Raw genomic sequence first — 19,726 nt, 5'->3', positions numbered from 1 at the left:
AGCTGTAACCAAAATCAGGCTAAAATGTAATTTGATTTAAAAAGTTTGTATAATCTTCTTTTGAAATGAATATGTTGTACTTGTAACTCGTACAAGGCGTGGTTAGTTAAAAGTATTTTTTCAACGAAAGGGGGTGCAAATCTTGAATAGAATTCTTGATCTCCAAAGAATCCATATAGACAAGGAAATGGACAGCGCAGAGGCATTCAGCGAAACTTCCTGCAACGATCATAGCTGTAACCATGCTGAATGATTTAAAAGCACATACGTAAATGAAGTAAGCAGAAAGGAGCCTAAGCCCTTTCTGCTTGTATTCTTTACTTGAATCCGTATTGACGTGACGTTACGAAGGAGTTTTAAGGAGGTTCAGACATATGAATGAAAAAGCAATTCGCAGATATCAGATAAACCGTATGATCCCATCGGAGTGGTACGAATCATTCGATCGCTACTTGCCTGACGAAGAATTACTTAAGATCCTGCATCCGATTCTTCCCGCCAATTGGACAACACGACGTAAAAACATATGGTTCAACGTTTTTATGGCTGACAATAAGTTGCCTCACCAAGGCTGGAAAATACACATTTCGTCTATTCCGCAGCATTGCCAAGACGTCCTTCGCAAGGTTGCTTCTATTTGTATTCAGAATCAGATTGCGTTTAAATTTCTACTGGATACCCGATTAGTGACATTATCGGGAGGTAAGATGTGGTCGCGAGAGGCAGGAGGAAAATTTATTACCATTTACCCTGCCGACATGATGCAATTTAAAGAGGTGATTGAGCAGCTTTACTTGTCTCTAAAAGATTATCAAGGCCCCTATATTCTATCAGATCAAAGGTATAAAGATTCGCATACGGTTTTTTACCGCTATGGAGTCATCCGTGGCTACAATCTATTAACACCTGAAGGCGACAAAAGATACTATCTCCTCTCGCCAGACGGAGAACATCATTCCGATCCAAGAATGCCTTACTTTACTCCTCCTTCATGGGTAGATGATCCTTTTCCTCGGGATATAGAAGAAGGCGGAGAGGAGGTATTGCTCAATAATGGGAGATACCGAGTGGATAACTCCTTGAATTTTTCGATGATCGGAGGTGTGTATCTGGCAACGGATTTAACAAACGACACACAAGTTGTCATTAAAGAAGCAAGACCGTTTACCCAAGTCAACGCAGATGGAACGGATGCAACAAATCGACTGGCGAAGGAATTCGACATCTTAAAATGGCTTGCAAACAGTGGAGTTGCGCCTATACCTATCGATTTATTTCAAGACTGGGAGCATACTTTTCTCGTCGAGGAGTTTATCGATGGTATGCGGCTTAACAAATTTATAAGCACTCAACTTCCTAGGAAATATCATTCGCCTTCAGATGATGTGAGGAAAGCGTACCTAGAGAAGCTATATAAAATCTGGGCCAATATTGCAAACTGTCTTGCTGCATGTCACGCCAAAAACCTAGTTTATTGTGATCTATCCTTAACAAATGTGATCGTACAGGATCATAACGACTACGCAGTTAAATTAATTGATTTCGAAGCAGGTTATCGCAAAGGGATAGATCCGCCATCTAAGGTGTTTACCCCTGGCTTCAATAGTCCTACTTCAGGGCAATATCCTGGGTTTGAAGACGATATCTACTCGCTGGGTTCCATTATGCTGGCTACACTTCTTCCGATTAATAATCTTTTAGAACTGGATCCATCTAAAACCGATTTATTTATCCAGTCGCTCGGAGCGGATGTCGGTTTACCGGAAGCGATGCTCCAACTGATTAAACAATGCCTGAGTCACGAAGCAACTAAAAGACCTACAGCCGAGCAGGTAGTTAATCGTATTAAAGCGATCAAAATCGAGATTGAACCAGTGCCATCGACCGTTATTTATCCAAAAGAAGAATTGCTGAATAAGGTTGGAAAGGCGGCTCAGTTTATTATACATAGTGCAGACTATTTCAGAAGTGATCGCTTATACCCTGCGGACCCTAGAGTATTTCATATCCACCCGCTTAACATCGCTTATGGCGCTTCTGGTGTAGCCTATGCTCTACATAAACTGACAGGATCTGTGCCGAAAACAACTATTCATTGGATGCTGTCATGCTCAGCAACAACTGATAATTGTCCTCCTGGATTGTACACAGGTTTTTCCGGGATTTCTTGGGTCATGCAGGAGTTGGGTTTACATGAAGTTGCTTTGCATATGATAGAGAAGGCTTATGAGCATCCGCTGCTATGGACTTCGGCTAGCCTCTACTCAGGTTGTTCCGGTTTTGGGTTATCCTGCCTTAACTTGTATCTCGCAACCAAAGATAAACGTTGGTTAAATGTTGCGCTTGAAGTTGGAGATCATATTATCCAAACGAAGCAGGATGATTCTGACGGAAGCTATTGGCTGGATTATGATGGGGTTGCTTGGAACGGTCTAACCCGGGGCTCAAGCGGAGTTGCGCTTTACCTGCTATATTTAAGTATGGTAACAGGAGAAGGTAAATACTTGGAGGTTGGAGAATCGGCACTGGCGTTCGACCTAGCACGTCTCAAAGAAATCGAGCCCGGTCATGTTAGTGTTCCTAGAGGGCAAGCCTTTAACTCAGAAGCTGTTCTTTCCCATTATTGGTACGATGGGTCGGCTGGCGTTGCGACTGTGCTCCTTCGTTATTGGGCACACACAAAAAAAACAGCATATATGGATGTGCTAGAAAAAATCGCTAAAGATACCTGCAAAAAATATACCAGCTTCCCTTCGTTATTCATAGGACTATCTGGACTAGGCAACTTTCTGTTGGATTTCTATCAGTTTACAGATGATCTGCAATATCTGCAAGAGGCCTACCGTGCAGCTAACGGCGTGATGTTGTTTACGATAGAAAAACCAATGGGCATCGCGTTTCCAGGTGAGCAGCTCAGTCGAATTTCAACAGACTACGCGACTGGCTCGGCTGGCATCGCTCTCTTTTTACACCGTCTGGCTCACCACGATCAGAAGATGAACAATTTCAATTTTATGCTGGATAAGCTGTTTCAGAATCACAATAATTTCATTAACACTAACTAACATAAATCCCTTGACGCTCTCACCTAAGTGTCGAGGGACTTTCCAGTCGTTACGATAGCCCATCTGTGTCTATTGCTACGGCTGCAATAGACACAGAGCAGGAACTTGGCTTGGCTCCTAATCTATTAACGATGGGGTCACCATATATGCCCATCAACTTAAGAATATTCACGATCCAAAAAAGAAAAAACCTTAATCCTTCTAAGCAAGCTAGATCATTAAACAGGATAGCGTTTTTTGTACTTATAGTTATTAAAATCTCTTAAGTTGATAGTGATGTAGCGATATCACTTTTATAAAAAAGTTTGATTAAAATTCACTTATGATTCTTTAATCGAAAAGGCATATAGCAGTTCATTTTTTGAAAACAATATACCTTTCTTTAAAACGGTACATCTTTTTATAAACAGTACGACTGTATTTCAAAGCTACAAAATGCATAATAAATTTCATATATAAATGTGTTAAACTACAATTGATGTACAACATTTATTTTTCACTATTTGTGGAGCCCTTACGTTTTGCTAAAGACCCTTCCACTATTCAAATCTATAGGTAATCTTACCTTTGGTGGTAGAAGAGAGGGGGAGTCAGCAATGGACTTAATGTACTTACCAACTGACGCGAAGGGTTTAGGAACTTTCAAAATTACAAACTCTACCTCAGATACTTGGATGGAAACAATTGTATATGTAGGAGATAGACGTATAAAATCTTATGTAGACAAACCTTTCTCCTTAATTGACGCGGTAACTACAGTAAATTTCGAAATAAAATAAGAGGTATAAACCTCTTATTTTATTTATAACAAGATAATAGAAGAGGATAAGATTTATTTAAAATAAAACCCTTACTATTTCATGTTAAATTGAAATAAAATCCCCTTAAAAATAACCTATAATCCTTAATTTCATTGCATACGAAGAACCTTTATTTTGAAAAAAGATTAATCAAAATAATGATTCACTTCCAAATTTATGTAATAATTTTTATAAAAAAGTTTGATTAGAACTTACTGAGAATTTTCTAATTAATAGAGGAAAAGCATCGCAACTTTATTCAAAACATCGTGGCATTATTTCAAATTCACACTAATAGCATAGTTTACTAGTTTTCCAGAAGAAGTGTTGTTTAGAAAATTTCTATTACAAAAACTCTATAATTTGGTAAAACACACAAAGACTCGGCGTAAAATGATAAAGTAACAGAACTAAATATTATCTAATGGATAGTTTTACTGCAATAAGAGCCATTGAAATGTAGTATTGAATTAAAGTTTGATTAAAAGCTATATATAAACCAACCAGAGGATATAAGTAAAATTGTGTTGCTAAATATCCCTTTTATTTATACGAGGTGAAAATAAAAGCTAAACAAATTTCAACATAATATTTTTTCATTCCATTAAACATATTTATTGTTATGGATTAGTTCTTTTAAAGCATTATTAACAGTCTAATCTTAAATATTGAAAATATCTTTTCAACGATATTTTAGTTTTAAAACCAATTTTATCAATTAACTCACTTTCACTAAATCCCTGTTTTATAAGCCGGAGAATAAAAGTGTTTCTCATCTGCTGCGCCGAGATACGTCTATTCAATTCTGCACGTTTCACTTCAAGTCGTATCATCTTTTGTACAGCAACTTCAGACAAAGCCTTTGGTGCATCCTTTTCGTAAACCCATCGATACGTACCTCGATTAAAATCAAATGCCACAAATAGGGGATTATCTGTGTGTTGTCGAGGCCTTACGGGTTCCGGAATAGTCGTATAATACTTGTAAAGCTGCTGCGTATCTTCCATAGTTAAAGAGACAGATCTAGTTGTTCCATTTTCCCCAGGTACCATTAAGATATTTCTAGCAAACTGTATATGGCTCATATTAAGCGATACAAGCTCTTGCAAGGACAACCCATGGTTTACTACTAAATTTATAATACAAACGTTTCTATCCATAATAAGAGGGCGATATTTAGCTTGTCTTTCCGTTAACCCCTTCGTTGATAGAACAGTTTGTTTTAAAAGCTTTTCTTCCATTTCGGTAATAAAATCATTATCATTTAGTGATTGATCCGGAATTAAAGAGAGATTAATACTATCCAATGGACTAACTATACCTAAAAACATGTGTACCTTCTTTAAAACTACCCATATTCTGTGTCTAGTTTTCTGAGAGTATTTACGCTTGTCTTCTAACTCAGAGAAATATGTCTGATAGTCCGCTTCAGAAAGTTCACTCCATGATTTGATATGTAGAAGTTTCTCATTTGCTCTTAGCCACTTATAAAAATCATTAATATCATAAGCATAACGTTTAATCGTGGATTGTTTCCGTCCTTTTTCTGTTAAATAAGCAGAAAAGGCTGCTAATGTTTCTTCTAAATTAATGTTTTCGCTCATTATAATCACCTAATTTCTTATGAATTATTATAACAGAAAATAAGTGAAAGACCTGCTATCGCCCTTTGCTACGCACGGTTGCTGGCATATCCAAAACGCAAATGGACAAACAACCCTTTGCATTTTGGATATGTTGATTATTATTTATAAAGCAAAATAAATAGGGTTATCATAATACTCCAAAAAGGCACTACCAAAACTAATCCCCAAAAAATTCCTTTAAAAAATCCTATGTCGTTATAAGTATTCATTTCTATGTAAGTCGAATCTTTTAATACAGCCATGCTCAATCCTCCCAATATAAATTGTTTATTAATATGAAAAAAGGACAAACCTCGCCCTGATAGGGATACGTAGGTTTGTCCTTTTGTATGTGGGTAATGATATGTTTAATTGACATTATTATAACGTAATTTACAAATATTTTAAATTAGGTCGGACATCTTATTAACAAGCATACTAGCTGTATTAAAAATCTATTATAAATATATATCTTATATATTAAAAAGAAATAAAGATAAAACTATTATAGGTTATCAAAAATAGGGAAGAGATCTACTCCCACAAGGAAAAATTTAATATTAGAACGTAAAAAATCATAAATAGTAGAAAATGTATCCGGAAATTCAATGATTATTAGACTATCAATTCTACAAAAAAGCATAAAGGGAATCACATGTTTCTACATGAAATCGGAAAGAAATTGATACAAATAACTTTATATTTATCCAACTATAGAAATAGGCTTTATTTTCTTTATTTTGTAAAATACAGCAGTATCTAGCGTTCAATTATCCACATTTTGTTCAGAAAATGTAGTTATTTGTTAACATTACACAGTATTTGCACATAACTCACATTATTATTGATGATTTTTATTAGATAAATACAACAACATTAGTAATTACAATGATTATAGAAAGATTATATTCACATTGAACCATATTTGTCCGCATATCCACTATTTTTATAATTTTCCTTTTGATTTTTTGTAGGTATTATAAGATAGGTTTTAATAGATTAGAAGAATAATCCCTGGTGTTATGTGGGGAGTTATATATTGCTAGAATTGAATTTGTATAGAATTGCATAAAAAAAGACTCCATTTTATATGAAGTCCTGTCGATTTGGTATTTATAAGTAGAGTAGTAGAAAAGGGGTGTTAATGAAACAAACACGAATAGCCCTCCACTTTCGATTTTTTCAAAAATAGAGAGCTCATTACTATTATTTTATTTCCATTTCGTTTAGCACCTGATCTGGAGCTGTTATTGTTACTCCAGCACGTACTAAACGTTCGAAGGTACGCATAAACTCTAGTAAATTAAACTGCTTTGGTAGTTCAATAACACGAATTTTTTCTTGTGGCAGCTTTTCAATTGCCTCGATAAACCATTCACGTACATCACTTGGAATCGTGCGTTCTTTATGACCATGAACTTTTAGTTTTTCACGCATTTCAATTTCTAAAGCGATATATGCATGGAGATTAACACCCTGATCATATGCATATTTTCTAAATAACGTTTCTTCCTGGTATTTTAGATAATTACGGTGATAAGACTCTTCCGTCACTGGTACCGCAAACTTCTGCTTCAGTAGTGCATGCACATTCTTAAACATCTTCTTAATGTTGTGAAGAGAGTACATAGAATAATGTAAACCAAAATTAAAGATAGCTTGCTCACGGTCACTATTTCTCTCTTTTGGTATATGCTGCGCAATAAGAGGGTAGATACCTTCTTTTGCTGCTGTATCGAGAATTTGATATTGAGATGTTTGATGTAATAGTTTTTTCAATGTATATACAATTTTCGTTGGATATCCTTCTTTTCGATCAACCATGTCACGTAGTCCGCGAATGACACTGCGAATTTGACGGTGACAAGTATGCTTTAATACATGAATGAATTTATTCATGTCTGCAGACAGTTCACCGATATTCATCTCTTGTAGGACTGCTTCGATAAATTTCGCTTTTCGAGCATAGGTAGCTTTTGGTGTAAATGGATCCCTATATTGTTCTTCTCCAGCTTCTTTCGAACATAAGAAGTCTGAATGGATAGACAGATATAATGTTGTATATCGTTTTGTATGCTTTACACCTTTTTGCATTTTGCAAATTTTGAATAGGGGATTCCCCGTACATGGTAATGCAGTTGTTAATTCCTCGATAACCGCACGAATCTGATGTGGATATTTTTTATGTAAGAAACGATACATCCCACCGAAGTGAGTTTTGTTTCCTCTTTCGTCCTGCTTGTCCAAAGAACGCTTTAATGTTGTTTCCGTATGTTGTTGCATCGCAATGTCTAAGAATAGTTTCTTAGCTGCTACAGATAGTTTAAAGAAAGCCTTTGTAAATACAACAGGACTAATATATACGTATGGATTTGCTTTTTCTGTTTCCTCGTTTATAAAATGAGTCAGTTTGATTGTATATCGGCCATCTAAGCCATTTTCAATAGAGATAATGTTATGTAAGCTTAACTTTTTCAAAGCGATATAGAATTGAGAATGCTGAATGTATGCAAGCTCTTCTTTATATTGCTTGTAATCTTCCCACATCATATGTATGGTTACATTTGGAATGACACCATTTGTATAGCATTTTTTATGTAAGTACAAGAATACTTCAAGATCTGCATTCGTAATACCGTATAATTTATGTTTTCTTCCGGTTTTTTCTGCAATTGCAGACATCGTGCGACGTGAAAAAGATGGTTTGGCTTTTTCGACAAAGCCTTCTACGTCAGCAATACGATCTTCGTATGTCATGTGCTGCAGAATATCTTCTAAATATGTATCTTTATAGCTGTAGTATTTCTCCTCAAATGTTTCCACAAATTTTTGCCAAGATTTTAGTGTTACTAACACAGCATTAGTTGTTTCCCCATTTAAGCTACGTTGATTTCGTATTACAAATGATTTCCCCATCTTTTTCACCTCCGTTCTACAAATTCAGAAATATATGCCAAAATACTATAAAATATACCAATTTTGATTATAGCAAAATGAAAAATGTTGAAAGGTGCCCCTTTAAGAGGAATTTTTAAAACATGAAACACGTTATAAACCCAATGATTATAAGGGATCGGAGAATCTATGGAAAAAAATTTGTGTTAAGGATATGGTAAAAAACGTTTCATGTCCTAATTGTATAAACACAATAATGAAACACGGGAAGATTGTTGATATATATAGGGTTAAGGAGAATTGTTTATAATTTTAGGTCAAGGATATGGCAAAAGTGTTTCATGTTTCAATCATAGGTCGTTCATTAGGGAAAGGTACGGTAAATCCCTTTATATAAAGGGTTATAGGAGGAAATGTAAAAACTCTAAGGTCAAGGATATGGTAAAAAACGTTTCATGTTTTGAGTTTTGGAAGGTCAAGGATATGGCAAAAGTGTTTCATGTTTAATGTATAATGAAATTAGCAAAAAATATAAAGTGAACCGTTGGTATATAAGGGTTTATGACTGTTTCATATACATGTTAAGGTCAAGGATATGGCAAAAACGGTTCGTTAAAATTCAAAGTTTGTATGTATTAAAATAAAGGTAAAACGTTGATCCCTATGGGTTTCTAAGATGTGAGAAAAAATTTATGTTGCGTATTTAAATTAAGAAGTATTAATTGGTGTTTCATGTTTTAGGTTAAGGACGAGGCAAATTTATTTCAAATAAATATGAAAGAATCTATTATATATGCGATATAAATTCTATTCATATGAACCTCTTATGAGAATATGGGAACGATTAGATAAAAGTGTTTCATATACATAGGAAAGGTTCACTATATGGTAAAAAGTGTTTCATATACATAGGAAAGGTTCACTATATGGTAAAAAGTGTTTCATATCTTAATTTATCGGTTTTCCGCAAGAAGACTCCTTCCTCACTCACATGAAGGGCGTAGCCCAGTAGTGATAGGTGGGAGGTGAATTGCGGTTGGCGTTAGCCAAAAGTATTTAAACACACCATGCCTTATAGTATAATCAGGCGTATCAATGTTAACTACTGGTGGTTCTCCCATTAGTGTGGTTAGAAAATACATCGAAAACCAAGGAATGAAGTGAGGGGAAAGCATTGTTAGTCAATAAGGCTTATAAGTTCAGAATCTACCCAAATAAAGAACAGGAAATACTGATTGCGAAAACAATCGGTTGTTCTCGCTTTGTCTTCAATCACTTCTTAGGTATGTGGAATGACACATACAAAGAAACGGGTAAAGGTCTGACTTACAACTCTTGTTCTGCTCAACTACCGCAGCTCAAAATAGAGCTAGAGTGGTTGAAAGAAGTTGACAGTATTGCTATTCAATCAGCACTTAAAAACCTTGTAGATGCATATAATCGCTTTTTCAAAAAGCAGAATGACAAACCACGCTTTAAATCTAAGAAAAACAACGTTCAATCTTATAAGACTAAGCATACAAACGGTAATATTGCTATTGTAGATAATAAAATCAAGTTACCAAAGCTCGGTTTTGTTACGTTTGCTAAAAGCCGTGAGGTAGATGGACGTATTATGAATGCTACTGTTAGACGAAATTCAAGTGGAAAATACTTCGTGGCAATTCTTACAGAAGTTGAAATACAACCACTTAAAAAAGCTGATTCTGCTATCGGCATCGACCTAGGAATTACTGACTTCGCTATTCTTTCTGATGGTCACAAGATTGACAATAATAAGTTCACTTCCAAAATGGAGAAGAAGTTAAAACGTGAACAACGTAAATTATCAAAACGTGCATTACTCGCTAAAAATAAAGGGATCCATCTTCTTGATGCGAAAAACTATCAGAAGCAAAAGTGTAAAGTTGCTAGATTACATGAAAGGGTCATAAATCAACGGGACGACTTTCTAAACAAGTTGAGTACAGAGATCATCAAAAATCACGATATCATCTGTATCGAAGACTTGAACACAAAAGGAATGTTGCGTAATCATAAATTAGCTAAATCCATCTCTGATGTATCTTGGTCTGCTTTTGTATCTAAATTAGAATACAAAGCAACTTGGTATGGCAAAACAATCGTCAAAGTAAGTAGATGGTTTCCATCTAGCCAAATATGTTCTGATTGTGGGCATCATGATGGCAAGAAATCTCTTGAAATAAGAGGCTGGACTTGTCCTATTTGTCATGCAAACCATGATAGAGATTTTAATGCCAGTAAAAATATTCTAGCCGAAGGCTTACGAACATTAGCCTTGGTTTGAAAAATCATAGAACCGTAGGAATCTACGGGGATAGCTTGGTCAATAAGAGAAACCGCTGTTGGTAAAGAAATACATCAATAAGTACGCTCTGTTCCCAAGAATCTCCCACTTCAATCAGACCGTAAGGTCGATAAGTGGGGATAGTTCAATAGATTGATTGAAGACCTATGGAAAACTAATGTATAATTAATGTTATTTTATGTTGTAAATAAAGAAAAATCGTGTCAGTACTGCTTGAATATAACTAAAGCTGGAAAAAATAATTGTTTACATATATGTATTAGATTAAATGTTTGTTTGAAAGAAAATTACGGAAGGAGTGAAAATGTGGAGAGATTAACACAACTGTTTACGGATGCATTATTAATATCTGAGCCCTTATATGGAAATAATAAAGTAGTTTGGAACAAATGGACCGCCTATAGTTCAGATGTAGAAAAAGATAATACTAAAGTTGTGACTTCTCAATATGTTTCCCCATCTTTTTCGGCATTAGTATCATGGTTGAGTAAAAAGAATGAAGAAGGAATTACTTCGTTACAAATTGGTATTAAGTTAAAAGAGTATAAAGCTGAAATTTATGCAACTATTGAAAAGGTATTAGAAGACGAGTTTAAGAATGCTAATAAGTTTAATGATGGAACAATCATCCAGGGAGACGTAAATGAGGATGAAACGGATGAAACAGTTGATAAAGAATATTTTGAAGTTAATAATTCCGCAGTTTATTTTAAATTACGTGATGGAATCTCTAAAAATCACTTTGAAGAAGACGCAGGTATGGGTGTAAAATCTTACCCTATTGAAACAAAGGAAAGTAATGCAATAGCTCAGCTCTCTTCTCACAGAGATGAAGATTTAAAGCTTATTAAAGATGATGAAGCATCTCGTTGGAATACTTTGGTGAATGATGTAATGAGTAATATGGATGATCTGACAGCTGATGTATTGGACTCCATTACCATCCAGTGGCTAGCACAAGCAAAATCTCCAGATGAATTCATAGAATTTTCATATGAGAAAGTATTGGATATGTGCAATGTACCAAAAAAGAAAGTAAGTAAAGGAGAGTACTACAGACCTGAAGATAAAATTAAGGTTGCTAAGCGTATTGCAGCACTAGCAAGTATTTTCATTTATTTAAATGATGATAATGAAGTAGTAGTCTTAAATGAAGAAAATGAACATGATGAAAAATATAAAGTAAAGAGAGAAGTTGTCAAACGGTTATTTGTTTTAGATTCAGTTGTATTATGGAGACACAATACAACAAATGAATATATGGGCATTGAATCTTGCCGTATTAAACCAGGGAGTTTTTTAACAAGTTATTTATATGGTTCAAATAATACCACAGCATTATTATCTAAAAAGGCACTCGAGTATAATAGTTATCGACATAAATATCATAAACGTTTAATTCGTTATCTAACATGGCAGTGGAGAATACGACAAATATATTCAACTTTGAAGCGACCATACTCCATTGGGGGAGATAAAGGCTTATTAGCTGTTATGGCAATCCCGCTTACTTGGAAACCGAGTCGGATTAGAGAACACCTAGAGAATGTTCTTACTGACCTAGAAAAAGAGAACGTAATTTCTAAGTGGGAGTATACAGTATCATTAGATGAAGAACGTTTTAATAAGAAGAATTGGTTTAGAGATTATTGGGTGAATTTAAATATTACTATACTTCCACCGGAAGAATTAATTAAGTCAATGTATAATTTACCTAAGAAAAAAACACTAGAGTTAGAAAATAATACTGAAGCACCTGTAGAGTATTTTGAAAGGGCTAAGGATGTTGTTAATATGCCTCCGAAAAAAAATAGTGAAGAGCTTAATAGATTTGATGAAGAGGCTGTTCGAGAGAAAATACTTAAACAACGCAAAATTGATAATAAGTCTATACGAGAATTAGCAAAAGAAATAAGAATATCGGCACCTACATTATCTAGATTTTGTAACAGAGAAACCAAGCGGCTATCTGCAAATGCAATTGAAAAGATGTCTAAGTGGTATGAGAGACAAGGAATATTAGAAAAAATGTAGTGGTCAACCAGATTATTAAAGAAGAAAAAACATTTTGTGGGATGTTTTTTCTTCTTTTTATTATGCCTGTTTCTGAATAATGATTTATATGTGGTTTTTATGCTCTCTGTGAGAATAAATCCTTTGAAATAATATTAAATAAGCAAACGAATATTTTATATAAGGGAATACATATAGCTATGTTATTGCAACTTGAAATAACAATGTGTTTTTATTTAGGATGGAATATTCGTGAAGGTGGTCCTAAAAGCAAGAAGTATAGGGATTTCATAACGCGAATGGATTTTTTTGTATGTTGATTATAAAAATAATTAAGAATTTATAGTTGAAAATTTTCATAGCTGTAACTATAATGGTTACAGCGAGGTTGTTTTAAATATAGATTTAATTAGTCTAAAAATATTGGAATGGAGATGTTATAGAGTATGAAAAAAGTTATTTTAGCAGGTGCATTAGGAATTGCTGCTCTTGCAGGCACAAATTTACCAGGATTGGAAACAATAAAAGCAAGTGCAGCCGTTGAGAAAATCCAAGATAATCAAATGTTACATCAAGGGAAGTATCTAGAGGAGAATAACGCATTTGAATATGAAATAGGGAAGGTTACTAATGTATATGAAGTAAAATACATAGTGAATATAGATAAATACGCTACCTTTGAATATACAGGAAAAAATGGAGAAAAACTACAAATTCCGGTATTTTTAACAAAAGGGCAAAAGTTTAATATAGGTGATAAAGTTAAAGTTGATATGAGAACTGTCTTTAGAGCTAGTAATCGTTGGGTAGAGGATGGAATTGAGAAGATTAATGATTCAAAAACAGCTGTGTCAAATGAAGACCAATGGGTTTGGGACTATACACAAAAAAATAATAATGAATTAGCACCAGGGTTTTATGAAAAACAAAAAAATTTACCTGATTATGCTATTGGAAAAATTACAAAAGTAGATAAAGGACTTTATGGACCTGAAGATCAGACAGATTATGTAGTAGTTAAAGCTCCCAATAAATTTGGAGAAGAAAAATCAATATACGTTGTACTAACAGAAGGACAAAAGTTTGTTGTAGGTGATAAAGTTAAAGTGGATTTTCATGATGGTTCGGATTTTCATGGTATGACAATTGAAACAGAAAATTATATAAAAAAAATTGATAATGTAAATAACCAAATTCAAAGTAATGGAGATTGGGTTTGGGGATCATAATAATCATTTAATTACAAGTATCTAAATGTAATGTCAATTCTCTTAATAACATAAAATAAAAAATTAGTATAGACCAAACTGAAACACATTAAAGAAATATGAAAAAACCCCCTGGATTTTCATAATAATTGTAATTTAAAAGAGGTGTTTTTAGAAGAATTGTCCTGAAAAATAGACTGTCATGGTCAAGGATAATTTAATTAAAAATTAGAACTTCGATAAAAATAGGATAAAAAGAATTAATTTCCACCCCAGGTGCAACTAATAAGGTTACATATAAAGTGGAAAGCATGATATAGTATATGTATTTAAAGAAAGTAATCTATTTATTATGAATCAGCCTAAAAACACTATTATTCAATAATATTATGAATAATAGTGTTTTTTATCTTAAAAGATTAATAGACATTGTTATTTTGTTACGAAAATTTTTGTTGTCTCCTTTTTGGAAGGTTTAGTTTTTAAAAAGATATAATAAGATATCCCCAAAAGAACAATATGTAAAAAATACATAGATAAACGAGAAAATTAGCTGAGAATTTAAAGTGGAAGCTGGATATGGTAATAAAATTTTTGTACATAACAAATAATCTATATTATTGTTGTTATATGCAGAAAGAATAGTTTTTTTGCAATAGAATCGATATTTGGGTATTCTAAATAATATAATATTCATATAAATTTATATTTTCATTAATAAACGGTTGGTGGTGTTTACAATGATTAAAGGGATTAAAAATATTGAAACCAAGGAACCTATAAAAATGTTTTTATTTTTTCCTTGTATTATACTTTTATTTGATAATATTTATCATTACTTGATTCTTGGGAAAAATTTTTCGCTACAGAGATTTTTATTTGAACTAGGATTTTTAATTATTTTCATTTCATGTATTTTATATAATAAATATTTACAAAAAACAAATAAACAAGTGTTAACAAAATACATTTTTCTTGGTGTTAGTATGATTTATCTTCTTACTTACGATTTTATATTTACACGTAGCCCAAATACTTCTTTACACGTGCCTTATCTAGAGTGTTTCCTAGTAATTTCTTCACCTTTATTTTTAAGTATTCGTTTTCTCCTATGGGTTTCTATTTGTATGATATGTAGATTTCTAATCGCTATTTATTATTTTCACGTCAATTATCCAATAAAATTAGTATTATTGTTTATAACAATCATTATTACGTCATTTTTTGTATTTCTTGCATTAAAATTTTTAGTACAAAAAATAAAAGATTCTTATGAAAAACAAATGAAAGAAACAGCTTTATCCGTAATGAGAATAATGGAATTAAAGGATCCATATACCAAAGGACATAGTGAACGTGTAGCAAATTATGCTACTATGCTTGCGAAAGAAACAAATAAATATGATGATAATTATTTGAAAAAATTTCATTTTATTTGTTTATTACATGATATAGGGAAAATAGGTATTCCTGATGAAGTATTAAATAAAGCGTCTTCTCTTACAGAAGAAGAATATAATATTATTAAGGCACACCCACAATTAGGATTAGAAGTTTTCAAAAATATATCTTTAATAAAAGGCAGTGAAGCTATAATACTTTCTCATCACGAAAGATGGGATGGAAATGGTTATCCTCAAAAATTAAGAGGAAATCAAATACCGTTATGTGCAAGAATTGTTGCGATAGCAGACGCATTCGATGCAATGACTTCTTCAAGAGCATATCGTTCAGCCCTATCTCCTGAAGAAGCTTATAAACGTATCATAGAAGGATCCGGTACACAATTTGATCCATCAATGGTAGAAGTTTTCAAAAAGGTATTTCCCTTATGGAAAAAAATGATCTCAAAGTCTGGTAGTTAAAAATTCATGCTTCAGATTAATTCATATAAAAATTTTAAATGTTATTATTTTACTATATACGGATAGCGTTTTTAAACGGATAAGAGGGGATTTTTGGTGAGTTCAGCCCTTTTCTGAGTTTTTCATTCAAACACTAGAGCTTTTTCATTTTATACTGGGACTACCACATCGCTATAAGTTAAGTTTGTGCAAAGTCGATTTTAGGTGAGGGGGGATTCTAAAGGTAATTGAAGGTGATTAAAAGATTTGCAAACGTATAGAATACTAAGCATGTATCTATCCCAACGAAACCATATCTGTAGGGACGTTTCTATAGTAAATACATTTCGTGTAAAGGATTATAAGTTTTTCATATATTGTGATATTATTTTAGAGATTCCAAGTGAGATAACTAATAATGTGTTTAAAAAAATAAATTTAATTATTTAGTTGAGTTAGAAAAAGGCACCTTTTGAATGGTGCCTTTTTCTAATTCGATTTTAATTGTTAAAGATCTATAAGGTGAAAAGGGTATAGAGCACAAACAATTAAACAAATATTAGAAAATATTAAGAAAGAGCATGTAAATATAATTATATAGGGGAGTTTCAAATAAGTTTTAATTTATATTTTCATTACCAAGATCAGATTGAATGTTTAGTAACGAAACTACTTGCTGCATAGTCACATTTTGGAGGAATTCTTCCATTTTTTCCTGGGATTGAATAAGAATTAGTTCTAAAACCATGTATATACGTGCACCAACAGGACACATTGGATTAGGATTTTCATGAAAAGAGAATAATTTATTTTTCTCAACGACTTCTACTGCACGATATACATCTAATAAAGTAATAAATTTTGGTTCTTTAAATAAATAGGTTCCATTTTTTCCTTGTGTAACGTGAACAATTCCTGCTTTTTTTAAGTATAATAATATCTTACGAATTATTACTGGATTACAATTTACACTTTTCGCTAAAAAGCTTGAACTACAAAGGTATGATGGATCGTTTTTTAATAAGCATAGAATATGCACTGCAATCGTAAAACGACTACTAATTTTCATAATTTAACACCACCTTGATGTAATTATTTTAGTTACAAGTATAAGAGAAGTCAACATCTTCTTAAGACATTCATCGTTTTCCGACAAAAGACTCCTTCCTCAAAAATGTGAAGGTGTAAAACACCAATTTTAGGTGGGAGATGAATGCCGGCTGACATAAGCCAACATGTTTGCTACCATATACTTGTACAGATTGCTCTTTGAAAACTGAAGATATGAGGTTGGTTGCAGAAAAACGTTGCAACCGTAAAATCTTCAACGTTCTTTCGCCCCACGTTTGCTGAAGTTGCGAAAACCAAGCTAAAGTAGGAAGCGTGGTGAGTCAACGTACAAGATACTTATGTTTTCACCGTAGGGACTACGGGCAGAGCCTGCTAAGATAACCGGTGGATACATCGGTGTTCGCAGGAATCTCCCACTTCAAAAAGTCCGTAAGGACGTTAAGTGGTGAGTAGTTCAATAAGTATGTATTAGATCACCTTACAATAATGAATTTTTTTGAATTGACAACAAATAAAGATGTAACTATAATAGTTACATCGAGGGGTTGGATAATAAAAAATTTAGTTACTCATTTTAGAATAAATTGATTGAATCTCCAAATTCATGATTGTGTATGCTGATTTATTCCATATGAAATGTTTCCAACTAAATTTGTATAGGAATTCATTCCATTTAAAAACAATTATATACTAAATATAGGTAACTTAAATTATTATTCAACATCCGTTCTACTTTTTATCTGTTTTCTAATAGAATTTACCATGTTTGTTAAATCAAGAATACATTAGAATTTTTAACGTATTTATCATAAGAATTCTAATTCTTTAGGCGTGCGTAGGGGGATAGCCCAACCGTAGGTGGAAGAAGCTAAGAAATCCAAAAATAAATAAGGACAATTTGGTGCATCTTTAAGTAAACCGAATTGTTCTTATTTAAAATTATAATTAATAAGCAAGATATCAAATTTATTTAATAGTAAATTTGATTTTGTTTGTATATTACTTATCATGGTGAAGGTAATTGTTACGTATATGGATTTAAGAGTTTTTGATAATTTAGTACATATGGGTTCACATGCCCATCAAGCTAATATGAACGATTAACATATAAAAGAATTCGTTCTGGGGGATATTATAATATCGTAACTTGATGGCGTTGGGAATGGGGGCAAGGATCTAAAAGATAAAAGGAATTAAATGTAATATATTGATAAGTATCAATTTAAAAGATTTACGTTGGTTATATTGTTATCTTACAAAAATGTAATGTTGATGTAATGTTTCTGGATTTCTTAATTGAAAGTAAGGGATTAATATAAGTATAAAAATATGAGGTGAATCAATTGAAAAAAATCATTTTACTTTTAAGTATTTTAACTGTATTTAGTAGCATGTTAGTTGGTTGTAATTTAAATCGTATTGGAACAGAAAAATATTATGTTCAAATCACTGTAGATGGAAAAGAGGAAGTTGCGAAATCTTCAGATGGTAAAATAATGGGGAAAAATTACACATATAAATTAGTGGGCTTTGATAAAGAAGGTAAAGAAAAAGAGTTAGAATTTTTCGCACAAAAGAATCTTCGTAAAGACGCTTTTCTTCTCGTATACTATTCTGAAGAAAAAGGTGTGAAATCTTGGGAAGAAGTGGAGAAGGATGATGTACCTGCAAAAGTAAAAGAAAAATTAAATGTAAAATAAAGAAAAGAGATAGATGCCATGGATTCTTCTAGTGTAGTATCTATCTCCTTTTGTAAGGATAGTTTTTATAACTAGAAATGTATTTTTCTAGTTATAAAAATACATAATAAAAGATTGCTTAATGGAGGCAGGGTATAACTATATGACTATTATGATATCTAATATTTTACTTTATTGAAAATCCTGTACTATTAGTTCAATAATAAAGGTGAAAGATACATATAAGATAAAGCGATTTATTATATCCTATGCGATTTCTATACTTAAAGGAGAGAAAAAGATGAACGAAAAAAACAAAGCATAGAAAGAAAACAATAAAGTATAGTAGTAGCAAATAGAATTGAGACGGAATCATACGTAGCATATTGTTCTAATGAAGGACATGTCTCAGGAGGAATAAAGATATGTATAAGGTTTTGATTGTTGATGGTGATGTAAATTTCACATCTGTATTAAAAAAATATTTAGAACAGGATCTTTGTGATGTAGTAACTGTTGATAATTTTGAAAAAGTTATGGAGTATTTAAACAACGTACATCCGCACCTAATATTATTAGGGGAAGAGTTACCTGTATTTGATGGTTTTTACTGGCTACAGAGAATTCGATCTAGATTTACTTGTCCAATTATATTTATTTCTAATTGTAAAAATGAAAAATCACAAATTCGAGCTATTGAAGGAGGAGCGGATGATTGTATAATTCCTCCTTTGAATTGCAAGATAATAGTGGCAAAAATAAAAAGATATTTACGTCGAACATATGGTGAATATATTTTAAATCCATTAGAACGTTTTATAGAGATAGAAGGATTTATATTTTATCCAGAGCGTTTACAGCTCCATTTTAAAACAAAGCAAGTTAATTTAACAAATAATGAAAGAATCATTATAGAACTCCTTTTTTCGAAATATCCACGTACTGTAGCACATAACGAGTTATCATCTGCAATTTCGAAGACTGAAGAATCCCTGAGTAAAAATACCTTATATAAAAATATTATTCGAGTAAATAAAAAATTTGATATGTTAGGAGTTAGAAGGGCAATTAAAGTGGTAAGTAAAATAGGATATCGATTAAATATAAAGGAACATAGTTAACAGATTAAGTTCTTATTAATTAGTAGATATAATCTATACAACAAGGTATTTTGAAATATAAATATTTCAGATACGC

At 32.6% G+C, this 19,726-nt stretch carries 12 protein-coding genes; 8 read left to right on the top strand and 4 right to left on the bottom strand.

Annotation, left to right across the window (positions count from 1 at the left end; translation table 11 throughout):
• Window positions 1-374 precede the first annotated feature (374 nt).
• Window positions 375-3,065, top strand: coding sequence for a class III lanthionine synthetase LanKC (gene lanKC / locus MR143_RS30940; protein ID WP_242281252.1), 2,691 nt, complete (start codon window positions 375-377; stop codon window positions 3,063-3,065).
• A gap of 596 nt (window positions 3,066-3,661) precedes the next feature.
• Window positions 3,662-3,844: a hypothetical protein gene (locus MR143_RS30935; protein WP_242281251.1), complete on the top strand. Its 183-nt coding sequence runs from the start codon at window positions 3,662-3,664 to the stop codon at window positions 3,842-3,844.
• Between the two features lie 668 nt (window positions 3,845-4,512).
• Here the strand turns inward: MR143_RS30935 and MR143_RS30930 are convergent.
• The 3 genes from MR143_RS30930 to MR143_RS30920 all read right to left on the bottom strand — a co-directional run bounded on the left by MR143_RS30930 (window position 4,513) and on the right by MR143_RS30920 (window position 8,406).
• Window positions 4,513-5,469 carry a tyrosine-type recombinase/integrase gene (locus tag MR143_RS30930; RefSeq protein WP_242281250.1) on the bottom strand — a complete coding sequence of 319 codons (957 nt, stop codon included), beginning with the start codon at window positions 5,467-5,469 and terminating at the stop codon, window positions 4,513-4,515.
• 140 nt (window positions 5,470-5,609) lie between these two features.
• Window positions 5,610-5,753, bottom strand: coding sequence for a hypothetical protein (locus MR143_RS30925; protein WP_242281249.1), 144 nt, complete (start codon window positions 5,751-5,753; stop codon window positions 5,610-5,612).
• Between the two features lie 943 nt (window positions 5,754-6,696).
• Window positions 6,697-8,406 carry a hypothetical protein gene (locus MR143_RS30920; RefSeq protein WP_242281248.1) on the bottom strand — a complete coding sequence of 570 codons (1,710 nt, stop codon included), beginning with the start codon at window positions 8,404-8,406 and terminating at the stop codon, window positions 6,697-6,699.
• A 1,153-nt stretch (window positions 8,407-9,559) separates the two neighbouring features.
• Between MR143_RS30920 and tnpB the strand changes: the two genes are divergently transcribed.
• The 4 genes from tnpB to MR143_RS30900 all read left to right on the top strand — a co-directional run bounded on the left by tnpB (window position 9,560) and on the right by MR143_RS30900 (window position 15,800).
• Entirely contained in the window at window positions 9,560-10,693 is a 1,134-nt protein-coding gene (gene tnpB / locus MR143_RS30915; RefSeq protein ID WP_044798401.1) for an IS200/IS605 family element RNA-guided endonuclease TnpB, read from the top strand.
• 327 nt (window positions 10,694-11,020) lie between these two features.
• Window positions 11,021-12,748, top strand: coding sequence for a helix-turn-helix domain-containing protein (locus MR143_RS30910; RefSeq protein ID WP_242281247.1), 1,728 nt, complete (start codon window positions 11,021-11,023; stop codon window positions 12,746-12,748).
• Between the two features lie 425 nt (window positions 12,749-13,173).
• Window positions 13,174-13,956: an ATP synthase F0F1 subunit alpha gene (locus tag MR143_RS30905; RefSeq protein WP_199718480.1), complete on the top strand. Its 783-nt coding sequence runs from the start codon at window positions 13,174-13,176 to the stop codon at window positions 13,954-13,956.
• A gap of 719 nt (window positions 13,957-14,675) precedes the next feature.
• Window positions 14,676-15,800: an HD-GYP domain-containing protein gene (locus MR143_RS30900; protein ID WP_131252198.1), complete on the top strand. Its 1,125-nt coding sequence runs from the start codon at window positions 14,676-14,678 to the stop codon at window positions 15,798-15,800.
• 598 nt (window positions 15,801-16,398) lie between these two features.
• Here MR143_RS30900 and MR143_RS30895 read toward each other — a convergent pair.
• Entirely contained in the window at window positions 16,399-16,848 is a 450-nt protein-coding gene (locus MR143_RS30895) for an Rrf2 family transcriptional regulator (RefSeq protein WP_131252200.1), read from the bottom strand.
• A 1,345-nt stretch (window positions 16,849-18,193) separates the two neighbouring features.
• On the opposite strand from MR143_RS30895, the gene MR143_RS30890 reads away from it, so the two are divergent.
• Together MR143_RS30890 and MR143_RS30885 are read left to right on the top strand one after the other, a co-directional pair.
• Window positions 18,194-18,550 (top strand): YxeA family protein, encoded by a 357-nt coding sequence (locus tag MR143_RS30890; protein WP_206774327.1) that lies wholly within the window; start codon window positions 18,194-18,196, stop codon window positions 18,548-18,550.
• A gap of 404 nt (window positions 18,551-18,954) precedes the next feature.
• Complete coding sequence (locus MR143_RS30885) at window positions 18,955-19,650, top strand: response regulator transcription factor (protein WP_131252203.1); 696 nt, start codon at window positions 18,955-18,957, stop codon at window positions 19,648-19,650.
• The last annotated feature ends 76 nt before the right edge of the window (window positions 19,651-19,726 follow it).

This window comes from Bacillus cereus group sp. BfR-BA-01347, assembly GCF_022663835.1.
GTDB classification, from domain to species: domain Bacteria; phylum Bacillota; class Bacilli; order Bacillales; family Bacillaceae_G; genus Bacillus_A; species Bacillus_A thuringiensis_K.
The sequence above is the reverse complement of the archived record's forward strand: the minus strand, read 5'-3'. Positions and strand labels throughout refer to the sequence as shown.